The sequence below is a fragment of the Paenibacillus sp. 01T431 genome, assembly GCF_056398625.1.
This window is the reverse complement of record NZ_JBFTPT010000010.1, coordinates 246,223-268,078: the sequence shown is the minus strand read 5'-3', so window position 1 is coordinate 268,078 and position 21,856 is coordinate 246,223. Positions and strand designations below refer to the sequence as shown.

General features: G+C 43.7%; 18 protein-coding genes. 1 reads left to right on the top strand and 17 read right to left on the bottom strand.

The annotated features are described in order from the left end of the window. Positions 1-285: 285 nt before the first annotated feature. The gene (locus AC1DM9_RS19850; protein WP_477581768.1) at positions 286-1,740 is read left to right on the top strand and encodes a VanW family protein; all 1,455 of its coding nucleotides are present in this window, start codon (positions 286-288) and stop codon (positions 1,738-1,740) included. Positions 1,741-1,871: 131 nt separating this feature from the next. Here the strand turns inward: AC1DM9_RS19850 and argH are convergent, their stop codons facing one another. The 17 genes from argH to AC1DM9_RS19765 all read right to left on the bottom strand — a co-directional run bounded on the left by argH (position 1,872) and on the right by AC1DM9_RS19765 (position 21,763). Further along, on the bottom strand, positions 1,872-3,287 hold the full coding sequence (gene argH, locus AC1DM9_RS19845; RefSeq protein ID WP_441874795.1) for an argininosuccinate lyase: 1,416 nt from the start codon (positions 3,285-3,287) through the stop codon (positions 1,872-1,874). Positions 3,288-3,313: 26 nt separating this feature from the next. Further along, entirely contained in the window at positions 3,314-4,543 is a 1,230-nt protein-coding gene (locus AC1DM9_RS19840) for an argininosuccinate synthase (RefSeq protein WP_076266169.1), read from the bottom strand. Between the two features lie 51 nt (positions 4,544-4,594). After that, entirely contained in the window at positions 4,595-5,554 is a 960-nt protein-coding gene (gene argF / locus AC1DM9_RS19835; protein ID WP_477581766.1) for an ornithine carbamoyltransferase, read from the bottom strand. Between the two features lie 39 nt (positions 5,555-5,593). Further along, positions 5,594-6,802: an acetylornithine transaminase gene (locus tag AC1DM9_RS19830; RefSeq protein WP_477581764.1), complete on the bottom strand. Its 1,209-nt coding sequence runs from the start codon at positions 6,800-6,802 to the stop codon at positions 5,594-5,596. Between the two features lie 5 nt (positions 6,803-6,807). Continuing rightward, entirely contained in the window at positions 6,808-7,635 is an 828-nt protein-coding gene (gene argB, locus AC1DM9_RS19825) for an acetylglutamate kinase (protein WP_477581762.1), read from the bottom strand. Positions 7,636-7,644: 9 nt separating this feature from the next. Continuing rightward, positions 7,645-8,883, bottom strand: a complete 1,239-nt coding sequence (gene argJ, locus AC1DM9_RS19820; protein WP_477581760.1) for a bifunctional ornithine acetyltransferase/N-acetylglutamate synthase — start codon at positions 8,881-8,883, stop codon at positions 7,645-7,647. 69 nt (positions 8,884-8,952) lie between these two features. Next, positions 8,953-10,002 (bottom strand): N-acetyl-gamma-glutamyl-phosphate reductase, encoded by a 1,050-nt coding sequence (gene argC / locus AC1DM9_RS19815; protein WP_477581758.1) that lies wholly within the window; start codon positions 10,000-10,002, stop codon positions 8,953-8,955. 319 nt (positions 10,003-10,321) lie between these two features. Next, positions 10,322-11,206 (bottom strand): YitT family protein, encoded by an 885-nt coding sequence (locus tag AC1DM9_RS19810; protein ID WP_477581756.1) that lies wholly within the window; start codon positions 11,204-11,206, stop codon positions 10,322-10,324. Positions 11,207-11,311: 105 nt separating this feature from the next. Further along, positions 11,312-12,419, bottom strand: a protein-coding gene (gene prfB / locus AC1DM9_RS19805; RefSeq protein ID WP_477581754.1) for a peptide chain release factor 2 whose coding sequence is annotated in 2 segments (ribosomal slippage) — positions 11,312-12,346 and positions 12,348-12,419 — 1,107 coding nt in all. Because the reading frame shifts where the segments join, the coding sequence is not laid out codon by codon here. A gap of 67 nt (positions 12,420-12,486) precedes the next feature. Further along, the gene (gene secA / locus AC1DM9_RS19800) at positions 12,487-14,994 is read right to left on the bottom strand and encodes a preprotein translocase subunit SecA (RefSeq protein WP_339205339.1); all 2,508 of its coding nucleotides are present in this window, start codon (positions 14,992-14,994) and stop codon (positions 12,487-12,489) included. Positions 14,995-15,134: 140 nt separating this feature from the next. Continuing rightward, the gene (gene hpf / locus AC1DM9_RS19795) at positions 15,135-15,680 is read right to left on the bottom strand and encodes a ribosome hibernation-promoting factor, HPF/YfiA family (RefSeq protein WP_441874782.1); all 546 of its coding nucleotides are present in this window, start codon (positions 15,678-15,680) and stop codon (positions 15,135-15,137) included. Positions 15,681-15,920: 240 nt separating this feature from the next. Then, entirely contained in the window at positions 15,921-16,118 is a 198-nt protein-coding gene (locus AC1DM9_RS19790) for a cold-shock protein (protein WP_028608231.1), read from the bottom strand. Positions 16,119-16,356: 238 nt separating this feature from the next. Next, a complete protein-coding gene (fliS, locus tag AC1DM9_RS19785; protein WP_477581752.1) occupies positions 16,357-16,782 on the bottom strand; it encodes a flagellar export chaperone FliS in 426 nt (141 codons plus the stop codon). A 73-nt stretch (positions 16,783-16,855) separates the two neighbouring features. Beyond that, positions 16,856-17,230, bottom strand: coding sequence for a flagellar protein FlaG (locus AC1DM9_RS19780; RefSeq protein ID WP_441910224.1), 375 nt, complete (start codon positions 17,228-17,230; stop codon positions 16,856-16,858). Between the two features lie 191 nt (positions 17,231-17,421). Further along, positions 17,422-17,790 carry a flagellar protein FliT gene (gene fliT / locus AC1DM9_RS19775; RefSeq protein WP_441958790.1) on the bottom strand — a complete coding sequence of 123 codons (369 nt, stop codon included), beginning with the start codon at positions 17,788-17,790 and terminating at the stop codon, positions 17,422-17,424. Positions 17,791-17,853: 63 nt separating this feature from the next. After that, the gene (gene fliD, locus AC1DM9_RS19770; protein ID WP_477581749.1) at positions 17,854-19,377 is read right to left on the bottom strand and encodes a flagellar filament capping protein FliD; all 1,524 of its coding nucleotides are present in this window, start codon (positions 19,375-19,377) and stop codon (positions 17,854-17,856) included. Positions 19,378-19,642: 265 nt separating this feature from the next. Beyond that, a complete protein-coding gene (locus AC1DM9_RS19765; RefSeq protein ID WP_477581747.1) occupies positions 19,643-21,763 on the bottom strand; it encodes a glycosyltransferase family 2 protein in 2,121 nt (706 codons plus the stop codon). Between the last annotated feature and the right edge of the window lie 93 nt (positions 21,764-21,856).

The following is a 21,856-nucleotide window of genomic DNA, read 5'->3' as shown; positions in this document are numbered from 1 at the left end:
TTTATAGTCAGTACTACTATTTCGACAGTTTGTGCTGAATTCCTTCATAAGGAGCTCGCTTTCCTCATTTTTCACAAATCTCATAATCGAAGCAATTGTCGAATCAACCTCTTAATACGCATTAGACAAAATTGCAGAGTAAGCAGCATATACATATAAGACTGCTTTTTTAACATATAAGCATTTATAAGTTTGTTAGCTTATAAAGGGCTTATATTTCTCCGTCAAAACCGCTTCAGCGCCCTGAGGTCGCCGAAGGCGTTTTTGCTTGACACGCAGAAAGGAGTGATTCGTATCATAAAACGTATCCACATTGGCATTATCATCGCAGCATCGCTGCTTCTTATTGCAGCAGTAGGTTGGGGCTTTATTTGGAATTATGCACAGCAAAAAACAGTTCCTGATGGGGTTGATGCCGGCGGCATCGCTGTTGGCGGCATGCAAGTGACAGAAGCACTTAAGCTGCTTGAGGAATATGAGAGCTCGCTGCAGCAGCGTACCATTACCATCCATGCCGCTGCTAATGCTGGCGACAGCAAGCAGTGGACCGTAAACGAGCTTGGGTATAAAGCAGAATTCAAAACCATTCGCGAGGCATTATTGAAGCTGGACGAAGGCGAAATATGGGATCGTGCCGTTTACCGCTATCAGTTCCCCAAACAATATGAGCTCTCGCAAGCTTGGAATTCAGACGCCTTTGATGCCGCACTTCGCAAGCAGTGGAGCTGGATTGAAAAGAGTGCTACCAAAAATGCTGTCCGAAGGATCACAGATACCGACCAAGTCATCTACGAACCGCATGTCGATGCTTTTCGCTTGGATACTGGAAAGCTTACCGATCAGGTAAATGATTGGGTTATCATAAAAAGGGAGAATATCGGAGCACCTGTTGTGAAGGCTTTTGAAGCTGAGCTGCCAATTACCGTCATTCATCCGGAAGTGACGCTTGAGAAATTGAAGGATGAAGGCATTGAACGAAAAATTATATCATTTTCCACTGATTTCAGGACGAGCGCAGAAGGACGTGCCCATAACGTGACTGTAACGGCAAAAACGCTCAATGATTGGGTGCTTGCGCCAGATGAAATATTTGATTATGACAAGCTCATTACGAGAGCAGAGGAATTATATGAGTATCGCGAGGCGCCCGTTATTTTGAACGGCAAGCTTGTTCCAGGTATCGGCGGTGGTATTTGCCAAGTCTCAAGTACACTTTATAACGCTATTCTTCGAGCAGGGCTAGAAATTGTTGAACGACGCAATCACTCTTTGCCTGTTGCTTATTTGCCAATTGGCCAAGATGCTACTTATGCAGGTGGTGCGATTAACTTTCGTTTCAAAAACACAACGGGCAAATATCTCATCATTCGCACCTCAGTAGATGATCGCAAACTGACGATCAAGCTGTTCGGTACGATGAAAGAAAACGAAAAATACGATATCGAATCGGTAACGCTCAAAACGATTGCCCCTGCCATTCAGGAGAAAACAAATTCTCGCCTATCGCCAGGCCAAAAGGTTACTGTGGAATCAGGAAAACAAGGTTATGTTGTAGAAACATACCGTACGTTTACGCGTGACGGCAAGGTTATCTCCCGTGACCGCTTGTCGCGCGATACGTACAAGGCTCAGCCAACCATCATCGAGGTTGGTCCAATGAAAGGCGGCAAGGGGCCGTCGGCAACGCCGACTCCGCCACCGCAAACGACAGAGCCGCTGCTTGAGGACGGCGTTTTTTAGGAGAACGGTGCAAGCTAAGTGCGGGCTGCTAACGAATATAGCAAAAAAAAGCAGTTCAGATCGCTGCCTCCAAGGCAACGCTGAACTGCTTTTTATTTTATAAACCTAATTTCGCTAAAGAGCGAAGTCCATTATCTGCTGCGTTCAAGATACTCGGTCACCCAAGCTGCAGTTTGCTCAAGAGCCACCTCTGCGCGTCCAATCGCATCTTGCACTTGTGTTTTTGCTGTGCCGCCGTAAACGTTACGAGCATTAACAACCTGTTCTGGTTGAAGCACGGCATAAATGCGATCATCGAACAACGATGAGAACTTTTTGAACTCTTCCAGCTTCAGGTCTAGCAAGTATTTGTTTTGCTCGATGCAATACAATACCGTTTTGCCGATAACCTCATGCGCTTGGCGGAAAGGCAAGCCTTTGCCAACAAGGAAGTCCGCAATATCTGTTGCGTTCGAGAAGTCCTGGTTAACAGCTTGACGCATCCGTTCCTTGTTCACCTTCATCGTTGCGATCATTGGAGCGAACAGCTGAAGCGCGCCTTGCAGCGTCTTCACCGTATCGAACATGCCTTCTTTGTCTTCCTGCATGTCTTTGTTGTAAGCAAGAGGCAGTGACTTAAGAACCGTCAACAAGCCAACAAGGTCTCCGTAAACGCGTCCCGTTTTACCGCGAACAAGCTCGGGTACGTCTGGGTTTTTCTTTTGCGGCATAATGCTGCTGCCGGTGCAGAATGCATCGTCCAGCTCAACAAAGTGGAATTCCGTGCTCGACCATAGGATGAGCTCCTCGCTAAGGCGCGAAAGATGCATCATGATGATCGATGCGTCCGCAAGAAACTCAACAATGAAGTCACGGTCGCTTACCGCATCCAAGCTGTTCTCATAAACGCGGTCAAACTTAAGCTGGCTCGCCACATAATGGCGATCGATTGGGAAGGTTGTCCCTGCCAAAGCGCCTGCTCCAAGTGGAAGTACATTGATGCGCTTGTAGCTATCCTGCAAACGCTCAATATCGCGTCCAAACATCGATACGTAAGCCATCAAATGATGTGCAAACAGGATCGGCTGCGCACGCTGCAAATGCGTGTAACCAGGTACAATGGTATCAATGTTAGCTTTTGCTTGCTCGATAAGTGCAGATTGAAGCTTATAAAGCATATCTACGAATTCGACAACGCGCTTGCGAAGCCATAAATGCATATCCGTCGCCACTTGATCGTTCCGGCTGCGTCCTGTATGCAGCTTACCGCCTACAGAGCCAACATCGTCAATAAGCGTCTTTTCGATATTCATATGGATATCTTCGTCTCCGATTGAGAACTCGATATCATCACGTTTGATGCGTTGAAGGACACGGTGCAGCCCGTCCTTAATCTTCTCAACGTCATCCAGCGGAAGAATGCCTTGCTTGCCCAGCATCGTTACATGCGCCAGACTGCCTTGAATATCCTCTTCAGCGAGTTCCTTGTCGAACATGATTGATGCTGTGTATTCCTCTACCAATTGGTCCGTTTTTTTTGTAAAACGACCGCCCCATAATTTACTCACTGGTTCGTAACACTCCCTTGTAAACCTTATTTATTGCTAACTGCCGACGATACTTTTAGACGCAATGCGTTCAGACGGATGAAGCCAGTGGCATCCCCTTGATCGTATGCTTGCGTTGGATCAGCTTCCATCGTTGCAATATCAGGGTTGTACAAGCTCACTGGGCTTTGTACGCCTGCTCCGATAACATTTCCTTTGTACAGCTTCAAGCGAACAACGCCGCTCACATTTTTTTGCGATTCTGTCACAAGTGCTTGCAAAGCAAGACGCTCAGGAGCGAACCAGAAGCCGTTGTATACGAGCTGGCTATATTTTGCAATCAACGAATCACGAAGATGCATAACCTCGCGGTCCATTGTTAATGATTCCATTTTGCGGTGAGCTGTGAACAAGATTGTGCCGCCCGGTGTTTCGTACACGCCGCGGCTCTTCATGCCGACGAAACGGTTCTCAACCATATCAACGCGTCCGATGCCGTGCTTGCCGCCAAGCTCATTCAGCGTATCCATTACTTCTAGCGGGCTAAGCTCTTTGCCGTTAATAGCTGTGCAATTGCCTTCTGCAAAAGTAAGCTCAACATATTCTGCTTTATCCGGCGCGTTCTCAGGAGATACGCTTAGCACATACATGCTTTCGTTTTCTTCAGAGCTAGGATCGAACCAAGGATCTTCCAGCATGCCGCTCTCAAAGCTGATATGCAGCAGGTTGCGATCTGTCGAATAAGGCTTCGCAGCAGACGCTGTAACTGGAATATTGTGTTTCTCTGCATAAGCGATCATTTCCGCACGACCCGGGAATTCTTCACGGAATGCTTCAAGGCGCCATGGCGCGATAACGCCGATCTCAGGAGCTAGTGCAGCAGCAGTCAGCTCAAAACGAACCTGATCGTTGCCTTTGCCTGTAGCGCCGTGTGCGATATAAGCTGCGCCTTCTGCGCGAGCAATATCAACCATACGCTTAGCGATAAGCGGACGAGCAATGGAAGTACCAAGCAAATATTGACCTTCATAAAGCGTTCCCGCTTGGAACATCGGGTAGATGAAGTCTTTTGCAAACTCATCGCGAAGATCGTCGATGTACACTTTTGATGCGCCCGTTGCCAGTGCTTTTGCTTCCAAGCCGTCCAGCTCATCCTTTTGACCGATATCTGCTGTAAATGCGATGATTTCTGCGTCATAAGTTTCTTTCAACCATTTGAGGATAACCGAAGTATCCAAGCCTCCGGAGTAGGCGAGTACGATTTTTTCTTTTGCCATAGTATTGTTTTACTTCCCTTCGAATAAATTCATATATTTATAGCGTTTAAGCTAGGACATAATTGCTGCCATAATCGCTTTTTGTGCATGAAGACGGTTCTCTGCCTGGTCGAAAATAATCGAACGATCGCCGTCGATTACGCCTTCGCTCACTTCTTCGCCGCGGTGTGCAGGCAAGCAGTGCATGAAGAGATAGTCCTTCTTCGCATATTTTGTAATCGCCTCATTAACCTGATATGCCGCAAAAGCAATCTCGCGTTCCTTCTGCTCTGCTTCTTGACCCATGCTCGCCCACACATCCGTGTACACGATATCAGCGTCAGCAATAGCTTCCTTCGGATCGCGGCAAATGTGAATTTGCGAGCCTGTCTCAGCAGCATGATCCTTCGTTTGCTGAATAATGTCTACATCCGGCTCGTAACCCTCAGGAGTCGCAACAGACATATGAAGGCCAAGCTTCGCAGCGCCCATCAACAGGGAATGAGTCATATTGTTGCCATCGCCAATATAGGCAATTTTCAAGCCTTCCAAACGACCCTTTTGCTCAAGAATGGTTTGGTAATCCGCAAGCGCTTGGCATGGATGTGAAAGATCCGTCAAACCGTTAATGACTGGGATCGTCGCTCCACGAGCAAGCTCAACCACTTTGCGATGCGCAAATGTACGAATCATAATACCATCTAGATAACGGGACAACGTTTGAGCTGTATCCCAGATCGTTTCGCCGCGACCGATTTGCAGGTCATTTCCACTTAGGAATAAACCTTGACCGCCAAGCTGATACATCCCAACTTCGAACGAAACGCGCGTACGTGTAGACGATTTTTCAAAGATCATGCCAAGCGTCTTGCCTTTTAAAATATGGTGAGTTTCGCCTGCTTTTTGTTTTTGCTTCAAATCAATCGCTAGGTCGATCAAGTAACGAATTTCCTCTGGCTTAAAATCAACCAGCATGAGAAAGTCGCGCCCCTTCAAGCTTTGCGCCAAATCCTCGTTTACTATTCCTTGCATGGTAGAGCCCTCCTTCAGTTTAAAACAATGTTCTAGCATTTATGATTTAACGACTGGTCGCTTCGCTTCCAATAGTTCGACTAATAACGCAACAGCAATATCAATTTCTTCATCCGTAACGAGTAAATTAGGCAATAGGCGGATGACATTGGGTCCTGCCGAAATCGCGATCAGACCACGTGTCTGAGCCTCGTTCAAAATATCGGCAATCGGCTCTGCGCATGCAATTCCTACTAGCAGGCCAAGTCCGCGAATCTCATGAACAAATTCATTCCCTGCAAGCTTCTCACGAAGCTGGGAAATGAGATATTCACCCTTTTGCGCTGCGCGCTCCGATAAATTGTCTCCAACAATTGTCTCAAGAGTTGCCTTTACAACTGCTGTTGCAATCGGTGTTCCGCCGAAAGTTGAGCCATGACTGCCTGCCGTAAAGCCTTCACGAAGCTTTTCCTTTGCTGCCATCGCGCCAACGGGAAACCCGCTTCCAAGACCTTTCGCCATCGTGAAAATATCAGGCTCAATGCCGTAATGCTCATATGCGAACAGCTTGCCTGTACGTCCCATTCCTGTTTGAATCTCATCCACAATAAGAAGGATGCCTTGCTTCTCGCATAACGCGACAAGCTCCTTCATATAGTCTGGATCAACCGGATAAATACCGCCCTCCGCTTGCACCATTTCCAGCATGACTGCTGCAGTCTGATCAGATACAGCCGCTTCCAGCGCAGCTAGATCGTTCAGTGGGATGGTTTTGAAGCCAGCCGGCAGCGGCGCAAAACCTTCCTTCACCTTATCCTGACCAGTTGCTGTAAGCGTAGCTAGCGTACGTCCATGAAACGATTGCTCAAAAGTAATAATTTCGAACCGACCATTATTCAGTACCTTCTGATTGTAACGGCGTGCAAGCTTGATAGCCGCTTCGTTCGCTTCAGCGCCCGAGTTGCAGAAAAATACAGCATCCGCGCAGCTATTGTCGGTAATGAGCTTGCCTGCATCCGCTTGGTTCGGAATATGGAACAGATTTGATACATGCCACAATTCATCGAGCTGCTTAACAAGCGCCGCTTTGATTTGTTTAGGAGCATGCCCTAGATTTGTAACGGCAATACCGCTCATAAAGTCAAGATATTTATTTCCTTTATCATCCCACAACCAGCTGCCTTCACCTTTTACCAATGCCATTGGATATCTTGCATAGGTTGGAAAAAGAGATTGGTCAGCTGCAGCTGTTGCATTCGTTTCACTCATCGACCTTACACCCGCCCTTCATGGATTTGAACAATTCGTGTACCGACGCCGCCTTCGCGTACCGCTCTCGTCAGCACACCTGGCTCCTCGCCGCTTACGATCACAACTTCACGCACACGTCCTTGAATGCACTGAATGGCTGCGCGAACTTTTGGAATCATGCCGCCGTAAATCTCACCGCTCGTTATCATCTCTTCGATCTCAGCAACGGAGATAACAGGAAGCACCTGCTTCTGTCCATCTACTGTTTTGAGAATGCCGGGAACATCCGTTACAACGATCATTCGCTCTACTCCGAGATGGGACGCAACAGCGCCTGCAGCCGTATCCGCATTAATGTTGTAGCGCTGCCCTTGATCATCAATACCGATAGGTGCAATAACCGGAATGTAACCCATGCCCATAACACCTTCAATAATCTCAGCATTTACATCGGTTACGTCGCCAACAAAACCAATCTCGGCAGCATTCGCAACTGGCTGCGCTTGAATGAGCTTGCCGTCCACCCCGGATAGTCCGAGTGCCTTCGCGCCGTTGATTTGAATTTTACGCACAATTTCTTTATTGATACGTCCTGCAAGCACCATCTCAACGACGTCAAGCACAGCATCGTTCGTTACACGCAGACCATTAACAAATCCCGTCTCGATCCCCAGCTTGCCAAGCGTTTCCGATATTGCTGGGCCACCGCCGTGTACGATGACCGGAAGAACGCCAGAGAGCTGAAGCTCCCGCAACTCGTCAAAAAAGCTGTTAGGAAGCGCCGCTAGCGTACTGCCTCCGCATTTCATTACAAATCGTTGCTCCGTCACTGTTCCATACCCTCCAAGCATCTACTTTGCTTATGTCCGATATGCCGCATTAATGCGAACATAGTCATAGGTCAAATCGCAGCCCCATGCAGTTGCCGTTCCTTCGCCATTATGTAAGTCAACGCGAATAACAACGGTATCGCCTTTCAAATATTCCAAGGCAACCTCTTCATCAAATACAACAGGACGGGATTGCTCAAGCGTCAAAATATCGCCAAGTCGAATGTCCACTGTCTCTGGATTAACCGGCTGGCCTGCACGGCCTACTGCCGCAATAATACGTCCCCAGTTCGCATCCGCTCCAAACACGGCCGATTTCACAAGTGACGATCCAATAACCGTCTTTGCAATCGCTTGTGCTGAATCGTCACTTACTGCACCGTTCACCTGCACCTCAACGAGCTTAGTTGCGCCTTCGCCATCACGGGCGATCGCTTTGGCAAGCACCTCACATACATGACGGATAGCCCCTACAAAAGCTGCCCAGCCTTCGTGGGCTTCTGTCAGCTCCGAGTTGCAAGCAAGTCCACTCGCCATAGCAACCAGCATATCGTTCGTGCTTGTATCTCCATCAACGGTAATCATATTGAAAGTCAGATCCGTCGCAAGGCGCAGCACCTTCTGAAGCGCTTCGCTTCCAATGGCTGCATCTGTCGTTACGAATCCAAGCATCGTCGCCATATTCGGATGAATCATGCCCGAGCCTTTGGCTGCACCTGAGACATATACACGTTTGCCGTCTAGTTCAAGCTCGACGCATACCATCTTTTGAACCAAATCTGTCGTTAAAATCGCTTGGCAAAAATCATCCGCACCTGCACGATTTCCATCCAGCTTAGCAGGCAGTCCATCGATGCCAGCGCGTACTTTGTCCATTTTCAAAAGCTCGCCAATAACGCCTGTAGATGCTACGGCTACCTGTTCAGAAGATACGCCGATTGATTCCGCAAATCTAGAGCGCATTTCGTATGCGTCCGCTTCGCCTTGCTTGCCTGTGCACGCATTCGCATTGCCGCTATTTACAAGCACAGCACGCAGGACGCCGCCAGCGCCGATACTCTCACGAGTTACTTGAAGCGGAGCGGCTTGAAATACATTCGTTGTATATACGCCCGCTGCTGCTGCTGGAACCTCGCATACGATTGCGCCAAGATCGTGACGCGTCGTTTTTTTGAGACCACAGTGCAATCCACCTGCTTTGAAGCCTTGAGGCGTTGTTATCGAGCCGTCAGCGACGACCGAGAACAAGGCTGTTTTATCCTGTCCCATCGTAAAATCGTATCTCCTTCACCTGTATGAGTATGGTTATAAGATCAGTAGGAATGTCTTCGTTATTGATTAAGGATACACGGGAACGAATTGCAAACCGAGCGTCTCGTCCCAGCCCATCATCAGGTTCAAGTTTTGAATCGCTTGACCCGCAGCGCCTTTAACCAGGTTGTCGATAACAGAAACGATAGTTACACGATTCGTACGCTCATCAACGGCAAAGCCGATATCGCAATAGTTGGAGCCCCAAACTTCTTTAGTAGACGGCCATTGTCCTTCTGGACGAATACGTACAAACTTACGTCCTTCATAGTAGGAACGGTAGAGATCAATAAAATCGCTAGTGCTCCGCTCGCCTTGAACGACAGCATACATCGTAGACATAATGCCGCGCGTCATTGGTACGAGATGAGTTGTAAAGGTAGTCACGACTGGCTTATTAGCCGTATGAGATAAAACCATTTCAATTTCTGGAATATGTTGATGCTGATTTAGCTTATATGCTCTTAAATTTTCATTAAGTTCTGAATAATGAGTGCCTAGCGACGCACCGCGGCCAGCACCGGAAACGCCTGACTTGGCGTCAATGATAATAGTAGCTGGGTCGATCCAGCCTTCTTTGACAGCTGGGAGAAGCCCTAACAGCGTCGCAGTTGGGTAACAACCTGGATTAGAAATAAATGGAGCATCCTTCACTTGTTCGCCGTATATTTCAGCAAGGCCAAACACGGCTTGCTTCAAGTAAGCCTCATCCGCTGCAGGCTTCTTATACCAATGCTCATATAATGCTGGCGATTTCAAGCGGAAATCTCCTGATAGATCAATAATTTTCAAACCAACTTCGAGCAAAGCTGGAACCAGCTTAGCTGCTACGCCAGCAGGTGTAGCTAGAAATACAACATCTGCCTTTGCTTTAATCGCAGCAGGATCGACATCATCAAGAAGCTCTTCGCTAATGCCGATGAGGTGTGGATATCCTTCTGTTATTGACGTACCTGCGCTGGATGACGAAATGACCGATGTCACCTCTGCCAACGGATGGGATGCGAGCAATCGAATGAGTTCTACACCGCCATAGCCAGTTGAACCGATAATCGCTATTTTCACCTTTATGCTCATGTTAATCTCTCCCCGAAACTAGATGCTGCAAGCTATCTTTTCCCTTGCTATGCAGCTACATCTATTGCTCTTTCCGCACGCGGAAAGGATGTTTTCTTCCACAACTTATAATTGTACAACATTCGGAAGTTGATGGAAATACGCACATTGTTTCGTATTATTATACATTCGAATTCATATTAATACAACGAACAAATGATGATAATTTTGCTCAATTTATGAATTGTTTGAGAGATGCTTTCAACACAACGAGAACAAATGTTCTCGTTTTATTTTAGCACAAAAAACTCGTTTATGGTATCGTTTGGATATTATTTTGTTAGCTGTCCAGCTTAAAGCCCTGACCAATTACCTCTGCTGTATTGCTAATTATCACAAAGCTGCCAGGATCAATAGACTTCACAATTTGCTTTAGCTTAGGCACCTCATTCTGACCAACTACTACCATTAATACCGTTCGCCCTACGCCAGTATATCCGCCATGACCGTCAAGCCGCGTCAAACCACGGTCTAAATCATTAAGAATCGCTTCGGCAACCTCATCCGAATGGTCGCTGATTATAAAAGCTACCTTAGATAGCTGCAATCCGCTTTGTACAAAATCAATCGTCTTGCTTGTCACGAATAAACCAATCAAAGCGTATAGCGCAACCTCAGGAGAAATAATTATTCCAGCCGCAATAATGACGCAGCCGTCGAAACAAACGATCGCTAAGCTAAGCGGAAGGCCTGTGTAGCGATGTAAAATTTGCGCAGCTAAATCCAAGCCGCCTGTCGAAGCCCCTCCTCGAAAAACAAGCCCGAGCCCTAGACCAACCCCGATACCGCCATAAATAGCCGCAAGCAGCGGATTGTCCGTAGGTGATGGCCAGCCATTTGACAGCAGCACAAATAGCGGCAAAATAATCGATCCTAGCGCTGTTTTTGCGCCAAATCGTTTGCCCAGCAGCCACAAACCCGCGATAAACAGCGGTATATTAATCGCCCATTGCGTGACAGCAGGAGTAATGCCTGCTGCTCTTTGGACGAGAATAGATATACCCGATACGCCCCCAGAAGCGATTCCATTCGGTACCATGAACATATTGAAGCTAATCGCTACGATAGCTGAACCAATCAGAAGCTGAACAATATTCCATACGGATTGGGTTCGCGGACTATAACTGCGTCCACCTTTTCTCCGCTTCGCCGTGCTTTCTTTCATCCCTTTTTATCTCCTCGCAAGCCGATTATCGCAAAAAGAAGAGTTCCACACGTTTACCGTGTTGGAACTCTTCACTGAAGCTATCCATTTGTATATGGTCGAAAATTAATCGTGACGAATCTGATGACGCAAATATCCATCGATAAAAGGGTCGATGTCGCCATCCATAACCGCGCCGACATTACCTGTCTCTACAGAAGTACGGTGATCCTTCACCATGCTATAGGGATGGAAAACATAAGAACGGATTTGGCTTCCCCACGCGATTTCCGATTGATCTCCGCGTATTTCCGCCAAATGCTTCATCTGCTCCTCGATCTTCCGATCATACAGCTTAGAACGAAGCATCTTCATCGCACGTTCCCGGTTCTGAATTTGTGAACGCTCCTGCTGGCAAGCAACCACAATGCCTGAAGGGATGTGGGTAATACGTATAGCCGACTCCGTCTTATTGACGTGCTGTCCGCCTGCTCCACTCGCGCGGTACGTATCCACCTTCAGATCTTCAGTTCGGATTTCGATCTCAATGCTGTCATCGATTTCTGGGACTACATCACAGGAAGCAAACGACGTGTGACGACGACCCGCAGAATCAAACGGAGAAATGCGAACCAAACGGTGTACGCCTTTCTCTGCCTTCAAATACCCGTAAGCATTAAAGCCCTTCACCAAAATGGTGACACTTTTAATACCGGCCTCATCACCGGGCAAGTAATCAAGAAGTTCAACCTTGAAGCCGCTCTTCTCCGCCCAGCGCGTGTACATCCTGTAAAGCATTAAACCCCAGTCCTGAGACTCCGTACCGCCAGCGCCAGGATGAAGCTCAAGAATCGCATTAAGCTTATCGTAAGGCTGATTCAGCAGCAGTTGAAGCTCAAACTCGCTAATCTTGCGCATGAGCTTCTCCACGCCGCTCACAACGTCTGATGCAAGCGACTCATCGCCTTCATCTTCCGCTAGCTCCAGCATCATCTGAAGATCTTCCTGCTCGCTGTTCATCCCGTCGTAATGATCCACAACTGACTTCACCGCATTAAGCTCAGAAATAACGCTTTGCGCTTTGTCATTATCATCCCAAAAATCAGGGAAAGTCATCTTCTCCTCGAAATTAGCAATCATTTCTTGCTTAAGATCTAAGTCAAAGGGACCCCCTAAGCTCTTGGAGCCGCTTGGCCATTTCACGCAGGTCTTGTTTAACCGTTATGTCTATCATAGCTTTCGCTTCACCTCAAAATAATGGTTCATTCTTTATTTTATGCCATGCTGTTTGATGCCGTTCCTTACTTGCCGTGGCACTGCTTGTATTTCTTGCCGCTGCCGCAAGGACATGCGTCATTACGACCTACACGGTCCTCACGCTTAGCTGGGCGCTTCTCCATAGCTTCTCCGCCGCCGCTTGTTGTAGTCGTTTGGCCTTGAGCTACTTCTTGACGCTCCAGGTTGCTCTCTACGCGTGCCTTCATAATGTATCTTGCAACTTCCTCGTGGATGCTCTCGATCATTTCCTTGAACATCTCGAAGCCTTCAAATTGATATTCACGAAGCGGATCCGTACCGCCGTATGCACGCAGGTGGATACCTTGGCGGAGCTGATCCATCGCATCGATGTGATCCATCCATTTGCTATCTACCGCACGAAGCACAACGACCTTCTCGAATTCACGCATCGTTTCTTCCCCAAGCTCTGCTTCACGCTCATCATAGGAAGCAACGACCTCAGCATAAATGTAGTCGATGATTTCTTCCTTCTCTTTGCCCCAAATCTCTTCCTTGGTCAAAGATCCTTCTTGCAGGAAGTTCGCTTGCGCATAATCAACGATTGCTTGAAGATCCCACTCCTCCGGAATGTCCTCCGAACAGTGAGCTTCAACTATACGTTCGATGACAGGCTTAAGCATTTCCATAACTTCTTGGCGGATGTTCTCCGAACCAAGAATATCACGGCGCTGCTTATAGATAACCTCACGCTGCTGGTTCATGACATCATCGTATTGTAGAACAACTTTCCGAATGTCAAAGTTATTGCCCTCAACGCGTTTCTGCGCAGATTCAATCGCTCTAGAAATCATCCGGCTCTCAATCGGTTGATCCTCATCCAGTCCCAGCTTATCCATCATACCCATAATGTTTTCAGAACCGAAGCGGCGCATCAGCTCATCCTCAAGTGATAGATAAAACTGTGATGAACCTGGATCGCCTTGACGTCCAGCACGACCACGCAGCTGGTTATCGATCCGACGGCTTTCATGGCGCTCTGTACCGATGATATGCAAGCCGCCTAGTTCAGCAACCTCATCACCTAGCAAAATATCGGTACCACGACCAGCCATGTTCGTTGCGATCGTTACGGAGCCTGCTTGACCAGCGCGCGAAATAATTTCTGCTTCTTCCGCATGGAACTTCGCGTTGAGCACTTTGTGCGTAACGCCTCTGCGCTTCAGCATATCTGATAATTTCTCCGAGTTCTCGATAGAAATTGTACCTACGAGCACTGGTTGATTTTTACTGTGGCGTTCTACGATCTCTTCTACGACCGCTTTGAATTTACCGAGTTCGGATTTGTAGACAACATCTGCAATATCCTTACGAATCATGGAACGGTTAGTAGGCACTTGAATAACGTCGAGTCCATAAATACGTTTGAACTCTTCTTCTTCTGTCTTCGCAGTACCCGTCATACCAGCAAGCTTGCGATACATACGGAAGTAGTTTTGGAAAGTAATTGTCGCAAGCGTCATGCTCTCGTTCTGAACCTTCAGATCTTCCTTCGCTTCAATCGCTTGGTGAAGACCATCGCTGTAACGACGTCCAGACATTAGACGACCAGTAAATTCATCAACGATGACAACTTCTTCTTCTTCCACAACATAATCCACATCGCGCTTCATAATGAAGTTCGCTTTCAGCGCTTGCTGTATGTGGTGGTTGAGCGTTACATTCGCATGATCGAATAGGTTCTCGATTTGGAATGCCTTCTCCGTCTTCTCAACGCCTGCCTCAGTCAGCATAACGCTGCGAAGCTTAATATCGATCGTGAAATCCTCTTCAGGCTTCAAACGGCTAATAAAGCGGTCTGCGGCGAAGTAGAGCTCTGTTGATTTAGCAGCCTGTCCAGAAATAATAAGCGGAGTCCGCGCTTCATCGACAAGAATGGAATCCACTTCATCGATAATGGAGAAATAAAGAGGACGCTGAACCATTTGTTCTTTGTATAGCACCATGTTGTCACGCAGATAATCAAAACCAAATTCATTATTTGTACCATACGTAATATCGCATGCATATGCTTCTTGCTTCTCGTCATGCGACAAGCCGTGAAGATTACATCCGACAGTCATGCCTAGGAAGCCATAGAGCTGTCCCATAAGCTCGCTATCACGTTGCGCTAGATAATTATTGACCGTGATAACATGTACGCCTTTGCCAAGCAATGCGTTCAAATAAACCGGAAGTGTCGCAACGAGCGTTTTACCTTCACCCGTTCTCATCTCCGCAATTTTACCTTCATGAAGAACGATACCGCCGAGCAGCTGCACATCAAAGTGACGCATGCCAAGCGTACGCTTGGATGCTTCTCTAACTGTTGCAAAAGCTTCAGGCAATATTTTATCTAATGACTCGCCTTTTTCTATTCTTGCTTTGAACTCCTCAGTTTTCGCGCGAAGCGCATCGTCAGATAAAGCAGTGAATTTTGACTCAATCGCATTTATTTCATCTACCGTCCGTTGGATCCGCTTTACCTCGCGCTCGTTATGGTCACCAAATATCTTTTTCACTAATCCGAGCATGGAATTCCCCTTTCGTAGTAACGCCTCTTTGCATTAAATTGTATCAGTTTGTCGACACCGCCGCAACGAGGATGATTGTAAAAGAAAAAGCCTCTCTCCATAAAGGAGAAAAGGCTCTTCAATGTTGTGTATAATGATTGCTAGCCTTGCTCAATTAAACCGTATTTCCCGTCACTTCGTTTGTACACAACACTGACCTCTTTGTTGTCCACATTCGAGAAGACGAAGAAATTATGTCCGACCATATTCATTTGCAAAATCGCTTCTTCCACATCCATAGGCTTGAGTGCAAAACGCTTAGTACGAACGAGCTCTAGATCATCCTCTTCTTCCAGAACGCCCACCGCGGAGCCTTCTTCTTTAAATAGAGCGCGTACACCGCTGCTTTGACGGAACTTACGATTTACTTTAGTTTTATGTTTACGTATTTGTCGTTCGAGTTTGTCCGCAACCAGATCAATCGATGCGTACATATCCTCGCTTTTCTCCTCGGCTCTTAGCATGACACCGGTGAGCGGTATGGTCACCTCAACTGCATGTTTCCCTTTGGTGACGGATAGTGTTACGTTAATTTCGGAGGTGATTGGTGCTTCAAAATATTTATCCAATCGGCTGAGTTTCTTTTCGACGTAGTCTCTCAATGCGTCTGTCACTTGAAAGTGTTGACCTCGAATGTTGTAGTTCATGGGGAACTCCTCCTTTACATAGTCTTATTATAGCATATGTAGGCGTTCAAATCAAAATAGTTTTTTATCAATTTAGAATATTCAGACAAATAAAACTATAGAACTACTAGACTTGTCACAACTTAGTCACGTACACCTATTTCACTTCAGACAACAAAAAAAAGCCCCGGTTTCCCGGAGCTTGGTGTAAGTTACTTGTTTAATGATCCAAATTATAGGTTGGCTGGATCAGCCGGATAATTACAGTTTAACTACGTTAGCTGCTTGTGGACCACGAGCGCCTTCAACAATATCGAATTCGACGGATTGGCCTTCTTCAAGAGTTTTGAAACCTTCAGTTTGGATAGCGGAGAAATGAACAAATACGTCGCCGCCTTGCTCAGTCTCGATAAATCCATAACCTTTTTCTGCGTTAAACCATTTAACTTTACCTTGCATGTGCAAACATTCCCTTCATCTTCAAATACTGTGAGGCATCGCTTTGTATAACCCACAATTTGACTATAACACCCACTTAATTGAATTGTCAAACAATTTATTGTAAGCGAATACATTTTGGTTTTGAGGTGTTTATGCCGTTTATCGGATCGTGTCGAAAGCTGGATTTTATTGCCTGGGCGTGCATATGTAGAAAAAATAAAGCCACCCATTGGGCGGCTCTCAAGCGTTATTTTAATTAAACAACCGTTGATTGTGTTTGTTTGAATGTATTGCCATTCGCTTGAGCAGCTAATTGATTGTATTGTTTAGCAGCCTGCATCCAAGTTTCTTTTAAATCAATCAGATGGGCAAGCACTTCTTCTGCCGGCTCTATATCTTTCTTCATATTCGCTTCAATTAGGCGAGCGTTAAAATATTCGTATAATTTAAGCAAGTTTTCTGAAATAGGGTTAGAGCGATCAATCGTAATGATGAACTCACTTATAATGTCCTGTACTTTTAAAAGGCTTATATTTGCGTCTTCAAAGCGTTGTTCCTTGATCGCTTCAATTCCTTGACGGCAAAAACGGATAGCGCCATCGTAGAGCATAATAAGTAGTTGTCCTGGAGTTGCCGTTTGAACTGTGTTTTGAAGATACTTATTACGTTGTTGAAGTTGCATTGTTTTATCCTCCTAGAACTAAATTAATGTGTCATTTAAGCGCTGTGTGAGTTCATCATCTTACAATAATGAATTAGCCTTTCTTATCGATAAGTATACCAGCCATTTCCCACATTTTAGCGACAAAATCCAACGTTTTCTCTGGAGGAATTTCACGAATGACTTCACCCGATGTACTGTCTAGTACTTTCACTGAAATGATATTGGTCTGCTTATGTACAGAAAACTCTAGGTTTGTGCTTTTTCCTTCGATGGCCTTAATTGCTCTATCTATAGCCTTAACTAGCTGCTCTTCGCTAATTGCGACATGCTCTCCGCGGGCCTCTGCCTTTTTCAATTCTGCTGAGCTAGTAAATTTAGATAGATTTTGCGAGTCGCTTGCCCCGTTAACACTTACTTTTTCTACTACAGAATTACTACTTTCAATACTAGCAGTACTTCGACTCAACGAGTTAATTGCCCCTGTTGACGGTATATTAGTGTTCATTACCCATCATTCCTTCCGCATCAATAGTCCTAGTTTATATATCGGCAACTATTCACTTTTGTGTTAGAAGAAAACTTGTGATTTGATAGTGTCATTTTTTCTAAATATATGAAATAAAAACAGGCTTCTCCTAGGAGAAGCCCATTATTGCTTTATTTCTTTTTATCAAAAAACGCACCGTATGCCGAATAGGAACTACCGTATTCGCCATACTGCTGATTTACTGCTTGTGTTTTCTTCATATTGACCATGTCTGATTCAAGGTCTCGTTTCCTCACATCCATGAGCGGAGCAATTTTCTTATCCGCTTCATAAGCTGGCTGAAGATAAACCTTTTTTTGCGTATCTGTGAAAGAAACACCTTGCTCTAACAATTCTGAAATATGATCTATAAGCTCTTGTCTCTTACTAAGAAGCTCAAGCCACTCTTCGGGTTCACTATATTCGTCTAATACTCTCTTCTCTAACGAAAGCGTGTATATCAAAAAATCGTTGAGCAGAGAATCTAGAGGGGCATTCATAAGCACTAACCCTCTCTTTCTGAAGCTTCGATAAACTGAATACTTCGTTATTACTTAGCTAACTCAACCTTGTTGTTGTGATAACCAGTTTCCTTGAGCATTTGCTTTATTCATTGCAGTCTCCATCGCAGTGAACTTCTTCCAATATCTACTTTCTTTATCCTGCAATCGACTTTCCCATCTGCTTATATCCGAATTAATTCTTTTCAAGCCCTCACCAAGGATACTCTTATCTACAAGTGAAGCATTGCTGCCTGCCTTTTCAGTAAGCTTAGTCATCGTACTATTAAGTTGATTATATAGGCGCTCTGCCAGTCCGCTCTCATTAAACTTTGTTGCAGGATCTGTGGAACTGCTCGTCTTCGTAAACAGGTCCATTACAGCATTTCCATTTTTCGAAATAGCTTCACGTAACTTCGTTTCACTAATATATAGTTTACCATTCTCGTTATACGCACCGGTAGTAATTCCAATTTCAGTGAGACTATCAAGCTTCGTATCCATACCGCTGCCTTTTACATTAGACATCAAAGCCTGACGCATTTGAGATAGTCCAGTTGAAAGTAATGTGTCTTGACGTAATAATCCACTCTTAGCCTTCTCTTCCCATTGCTCAACTTGCTTGTCAGAAAGGGATTGTTTCTCTTCTGCTAATAAAGGCTTAAAGTCTCTGTAGGTACGTTCATCGACCTTTTTGTTTATTTTCTCAATTATTTCATTATACTTATCTACATAGTCCTTAATTGATTTGAACATAGCATCTTCATCCGGTTTCAAATCGACCTTAGTAGTTCCTTTGCTTTTGATATTAAATTCCACACCATCAAACGTAAAGGTTGTACTATTAACAGAATAGGATATACCATTAATCTTTACAGTTTGTGCTATAGCATCTGCGGAGGATTGGAAACCTTTATTTGTAGTAAATCCTGTTATTGCTGCATTACTATTCACCGTTCCTGTTGATAAACCGAGTTTGTTATTAGCTGGCAAATCAGTACTGTTAATCGTGATAGCCGCGGTTGCCCCAGTTGCCTTTGTTGTAAATGTAATGGATTTATCATCCTGCAAATAACTTGCAGTCACACCTGTTTTCGAAGAAAGAGCATTAACTTTTGCCAATATACTGTTAATGGAATCCCCTTTTTCCACTTTAATAATATCATTAGGATCTGAACCAATAGAAAAGGAATACTCTTCATTAAGTGCAGTAGTACCATCTTTCAAACTATTATCTGCAGAAAATTTCACAGTCGCAGCCTTAGCTGCTGTTGGAAGTACATCTACTTCAACATTATATACAGAAGCGGTTGGATTACCTTTTTGTTTTGCTGATACGATTGTATCATTGTCAGATGCCAGAACCTTTTTTTGATAGGTTCCTTGTAGTTTCATATCAAATGTTTTGTTCTTTAGGTCTGATAAGAGAGCGTTCATCTCTCTATATTGGTCACGTCTCCATTCCTCAGTTTGCTTCTTCTGAAGAAGTTTATTTAACGGAGCGCTCTCTGCCTTCATCAGATTCTTTACGATAGATTCTGTCTCAAGACCGGAGACTAAGCCTCCCATACGAATTGGGTTTATCATGAAAATCCTCCTTTTTCTTTGCATCTAAGATAATTTATTTATATGATGTTCTTCACTTCATCCACTGCTACTACACCATTTTAATCTGCTACTAGTAGTATCGGATTGAAATAGCATATAGTTTAGGGTTAATTCTGTGATAATGAGTTCCATTAGCTAATTAAATTAATAAATACTATTTCAAGATTATTGAAATAAAAGAGGGTTTCTCTATAGAGAAACCCCCAATGTCGGTAAACATCATATCTTAAATGTGACTCCTGTTTTATTTAACGATAGTTCCCATTTCAGATAGAAATCTAATAATCGGCATAGCTTCGTGGTCTTTTCCTACTTTTATTAAATCTGCTGCTAAATCATCAAGTCTTTGTAGGTAGGTTTCAGAATAGAGAATACTCCTTAAAGTATCTTCTTCCTCTTCTTTAACCTGAGTGGTTATACCCAGAGATTCCAATATAGAAATAAAATAATTAGAATCAGGAAACGTATCAACTGCTCTCTGCGCAACTTCTATTATTCGTTCATTAGCCTTTAAACCCATTATAATTTTTAACCAAAGCGAATAAATAAAATAATCGTTTTGGCTAATAGAATATGCATTTTCTATATATTTCTCTGCAATTTCCAATTCACCAATTTGATATAAACTATCACTTGATTTACACAAAATATTTAAATATAGCTCATCTTCCACTTCAGTCTTATTGTGCAAATATTCATCGAAGAAATGAAGAGCTAAACCAAAGTTTTTATTTTGATAAAACAATTCTGCTGTTGCTAGTAATATTTCATCATTCTTAATTTTTTTCAGTACATTGTCTATCTCCTCGTATTTAGATAAACGATAAAATTCCTTGATTATATCTAATACTAATTCTAACTCTTCTTGACTGTACTGGTTATTTTTCCGTTCATCAAGGAGTTCTTTAAGATCTATACCAGTATTCTTATAGGCCGTTTTGAATACATTATTCTTCGTATTCTCATCTTTAGAAAGAAGAGAAGATATTATTGCCTTTTTCAAATATTGAAGTTCACTTTGCTTCATATGAAATAGACTTGAAAATTGCTGAGAGGCTATAACATAATCTTCATTTAATATTGCGAGCTCTAATTCTTCCTCCTGTAATTCACTTGAAAAAGAGCGCAGCAAAGACATAAAGTAGTTTGCTAATATATAAGAACCATTATTAATGGCAGATTTCGATAAGTATATCAGGTCTTTTGGTACATCCACCCTATAGATTTTCTCCAGAAAATTTATTATGTTCATTTCATCTTCTCGATTAATTAATAGTATTTTTATTAAATAATTTAATAAAGAAAAATCATAACGATCCGTATTTAAAATCGAGGTAATAACATGAACAGTCTTTGAATAGTCGTTGGTATGATAATACAAATTAGATAACTGTTTATAAATAGGAATTAATAATCCCGTTGTCTGGGTTTCAACCTGAGAAATATCATTTATTAAAAATAATGCTTTCTCATACATAAATATTGCATCATAGAATTGTTGATAAAATCTATTAAAATCACCAATATAAACAAAAAAGTCTGGATATGATGGGTATTTACAACTTGCCTCTTTGATAATTCTTATCACTTGTTCGCTAGGATACTCTAGTTTCCTCAGATACCTTATAATATTCAAGTAATTTTTTTCTTTAGTCCCTAATAACTCTGTTTCCTTCTCAACATGGGCTTTTAAAGCATAAAACAGGGCTAGTTCGTATTCCTTAATAAGATTGTATGTCTCAGAAAGATAAAAATTTATATCATGATTATTCGTGTTCTTCTTTTCATCTGATAACAATAATAATAAATTCCTCTGCCCTTTTTGTTTCCTTTCAATTTCATTATTTGAGTACCCTGTGTGAATTATTGAAATTTCCTTACTGAAATCAAGTAATTTAAGTTGTTTAGTGACATGCTTAATGGTTTCATGAATAGCTCCGAAATATTTTAAATTAGAATCTCTTCTAAATATCCTTAAAGTTTGAACTGTACTTTGAATTTCAGTTGTTTCTGTATTGTAATTAATTAGAGTTGATAAGATTCCATCATATCCATTAGTTTTGGCAATCCTTACACAATTCATTATTTCTTTTAAACTATGTTGTTCAATATACTCGTCTGCATCGAGAAAAATAATCCAATCTCCTGTTGCCTTTGATAAGGCGTAGTTTTTAGCTTTAGAGAAATCATTTTCCCACTTAAAATGATAAATCGAGGCGCCTAAATTCCTTGCTATTTGAACTGTATTATCAGTCGACCCCGTATCAACTACAATGATTTCTGAAGTGGTTTCCTTTAAACTATTTAAACATTTTTCAATGTTTGTTTCCTCGTCCTTGGTTATAACGCATCCTGTAATATTCATGTTCTGTCATTCCTTTTCGAAAAGACCTCGCTATTATTATGATATATAAATAAAAAAAGAGAGAGCAAGTTGCTCTCTCTCTTTAATTGATTA

Excerpts from the sequence above, each read along its gene's own strand:
- AC1DM9_RS19840 (WP_076266169.1), bottom strand. The coding sequence starts at position 4,543 with ATGGCAAAAGAAAAAATCGTACTCGCCTACTCCGGAGGCTTGGATACT.
- argF (WP_477581766.1), bottom strand. The coding sequence starts at position 5,554 with ATGCAAGGAATAGTAAACGAGGATTTGGCGCAAAGCTTGAAGGGGCGC.
- AC1DM9_RS19830 (WP_477581764.1), bottom strand. The coding sequence starts at position 6,802 with ATGAGTGAAACGAATGCAACAGCTGCAGCTGACCAATCTCTTTTTCCA.
- argB (WP_477581762.1), bottom strand. The coding sequence starts at position 7,635 with ATGCTTGGAGGGTATGGAACAGTGACGGAGCAACGATTTGTAATGAAA.
- argJ (WP_477581760.1), bottom strand. The coding sequence starts at position 8,883 with ATGGGACAGGATAAAACAGCCTTGTTCTCGGTCGTCGCTGACGGCTCG.
- argC (WP_477581758.1), bottom strand. The coding sequence starts at position 10,002 with ATGAGCATAAAGGTGAAAATAGCGATTATCGGTTCAACTGGCTATGGC.
- AC1DM9_RS19810 (WP_477581756.1), bottom strand. The coding sequence starts at position 11,206 with ATGAAAGAAAGCACGGCGAAGCGGAGAAAAGGTGGACGCAGTTATAGT.
- secA (WP_339205339.1), bottom strand. The coding sequence starts at position 14,994 with ATGCTCGGATTAGTGAAAAAGATATTTGGTGACCATAACGAGCGCGAG.
- hpf (WP_441874782.1), bottom strand. The coding sequence starts at position 15,680 with ATGAACTACAACATTCGAGGTCAACACTTTCAAGTGACAGACGCATTG.
- AC1DM9_RS19790 (WP_028608231.1), bottom strand. The coding sequence starts at position 16,118 with ATGCAAGGTAAAGTTAAATGGTTTAACGCAGAAAAAGGTTATGGATTT.
- fliS (WP_477581752.1), bottom strand. The coding sequence starts at position 16,782 with ATGCAACTTCAACAACGTAATAAGTATCTTCAAAACACAGTTCAAACG.
- fliT (WP_441958790.1), bottom strand. The coding sequence starts at position 17,790 with ATGAATGCCCCTCTAGATTCTCTGCTCAACGATTTTTTGATATACACG.
- fliD (WP_477581749.1), bottom strand. The coding sequence starts at position 19,377 with ATGATAAACCCAATTCGTATGGGAGGCTTAGTCTCCGGTCTTGAGACA.
- AC1DM9_RS19765 (WP_477581747.1), bottom strand. The coding sequence starts at position 21,763 with ATGAATATTACAGGATGCGTTATAACCAAGGACGAGGAAACAAACATT.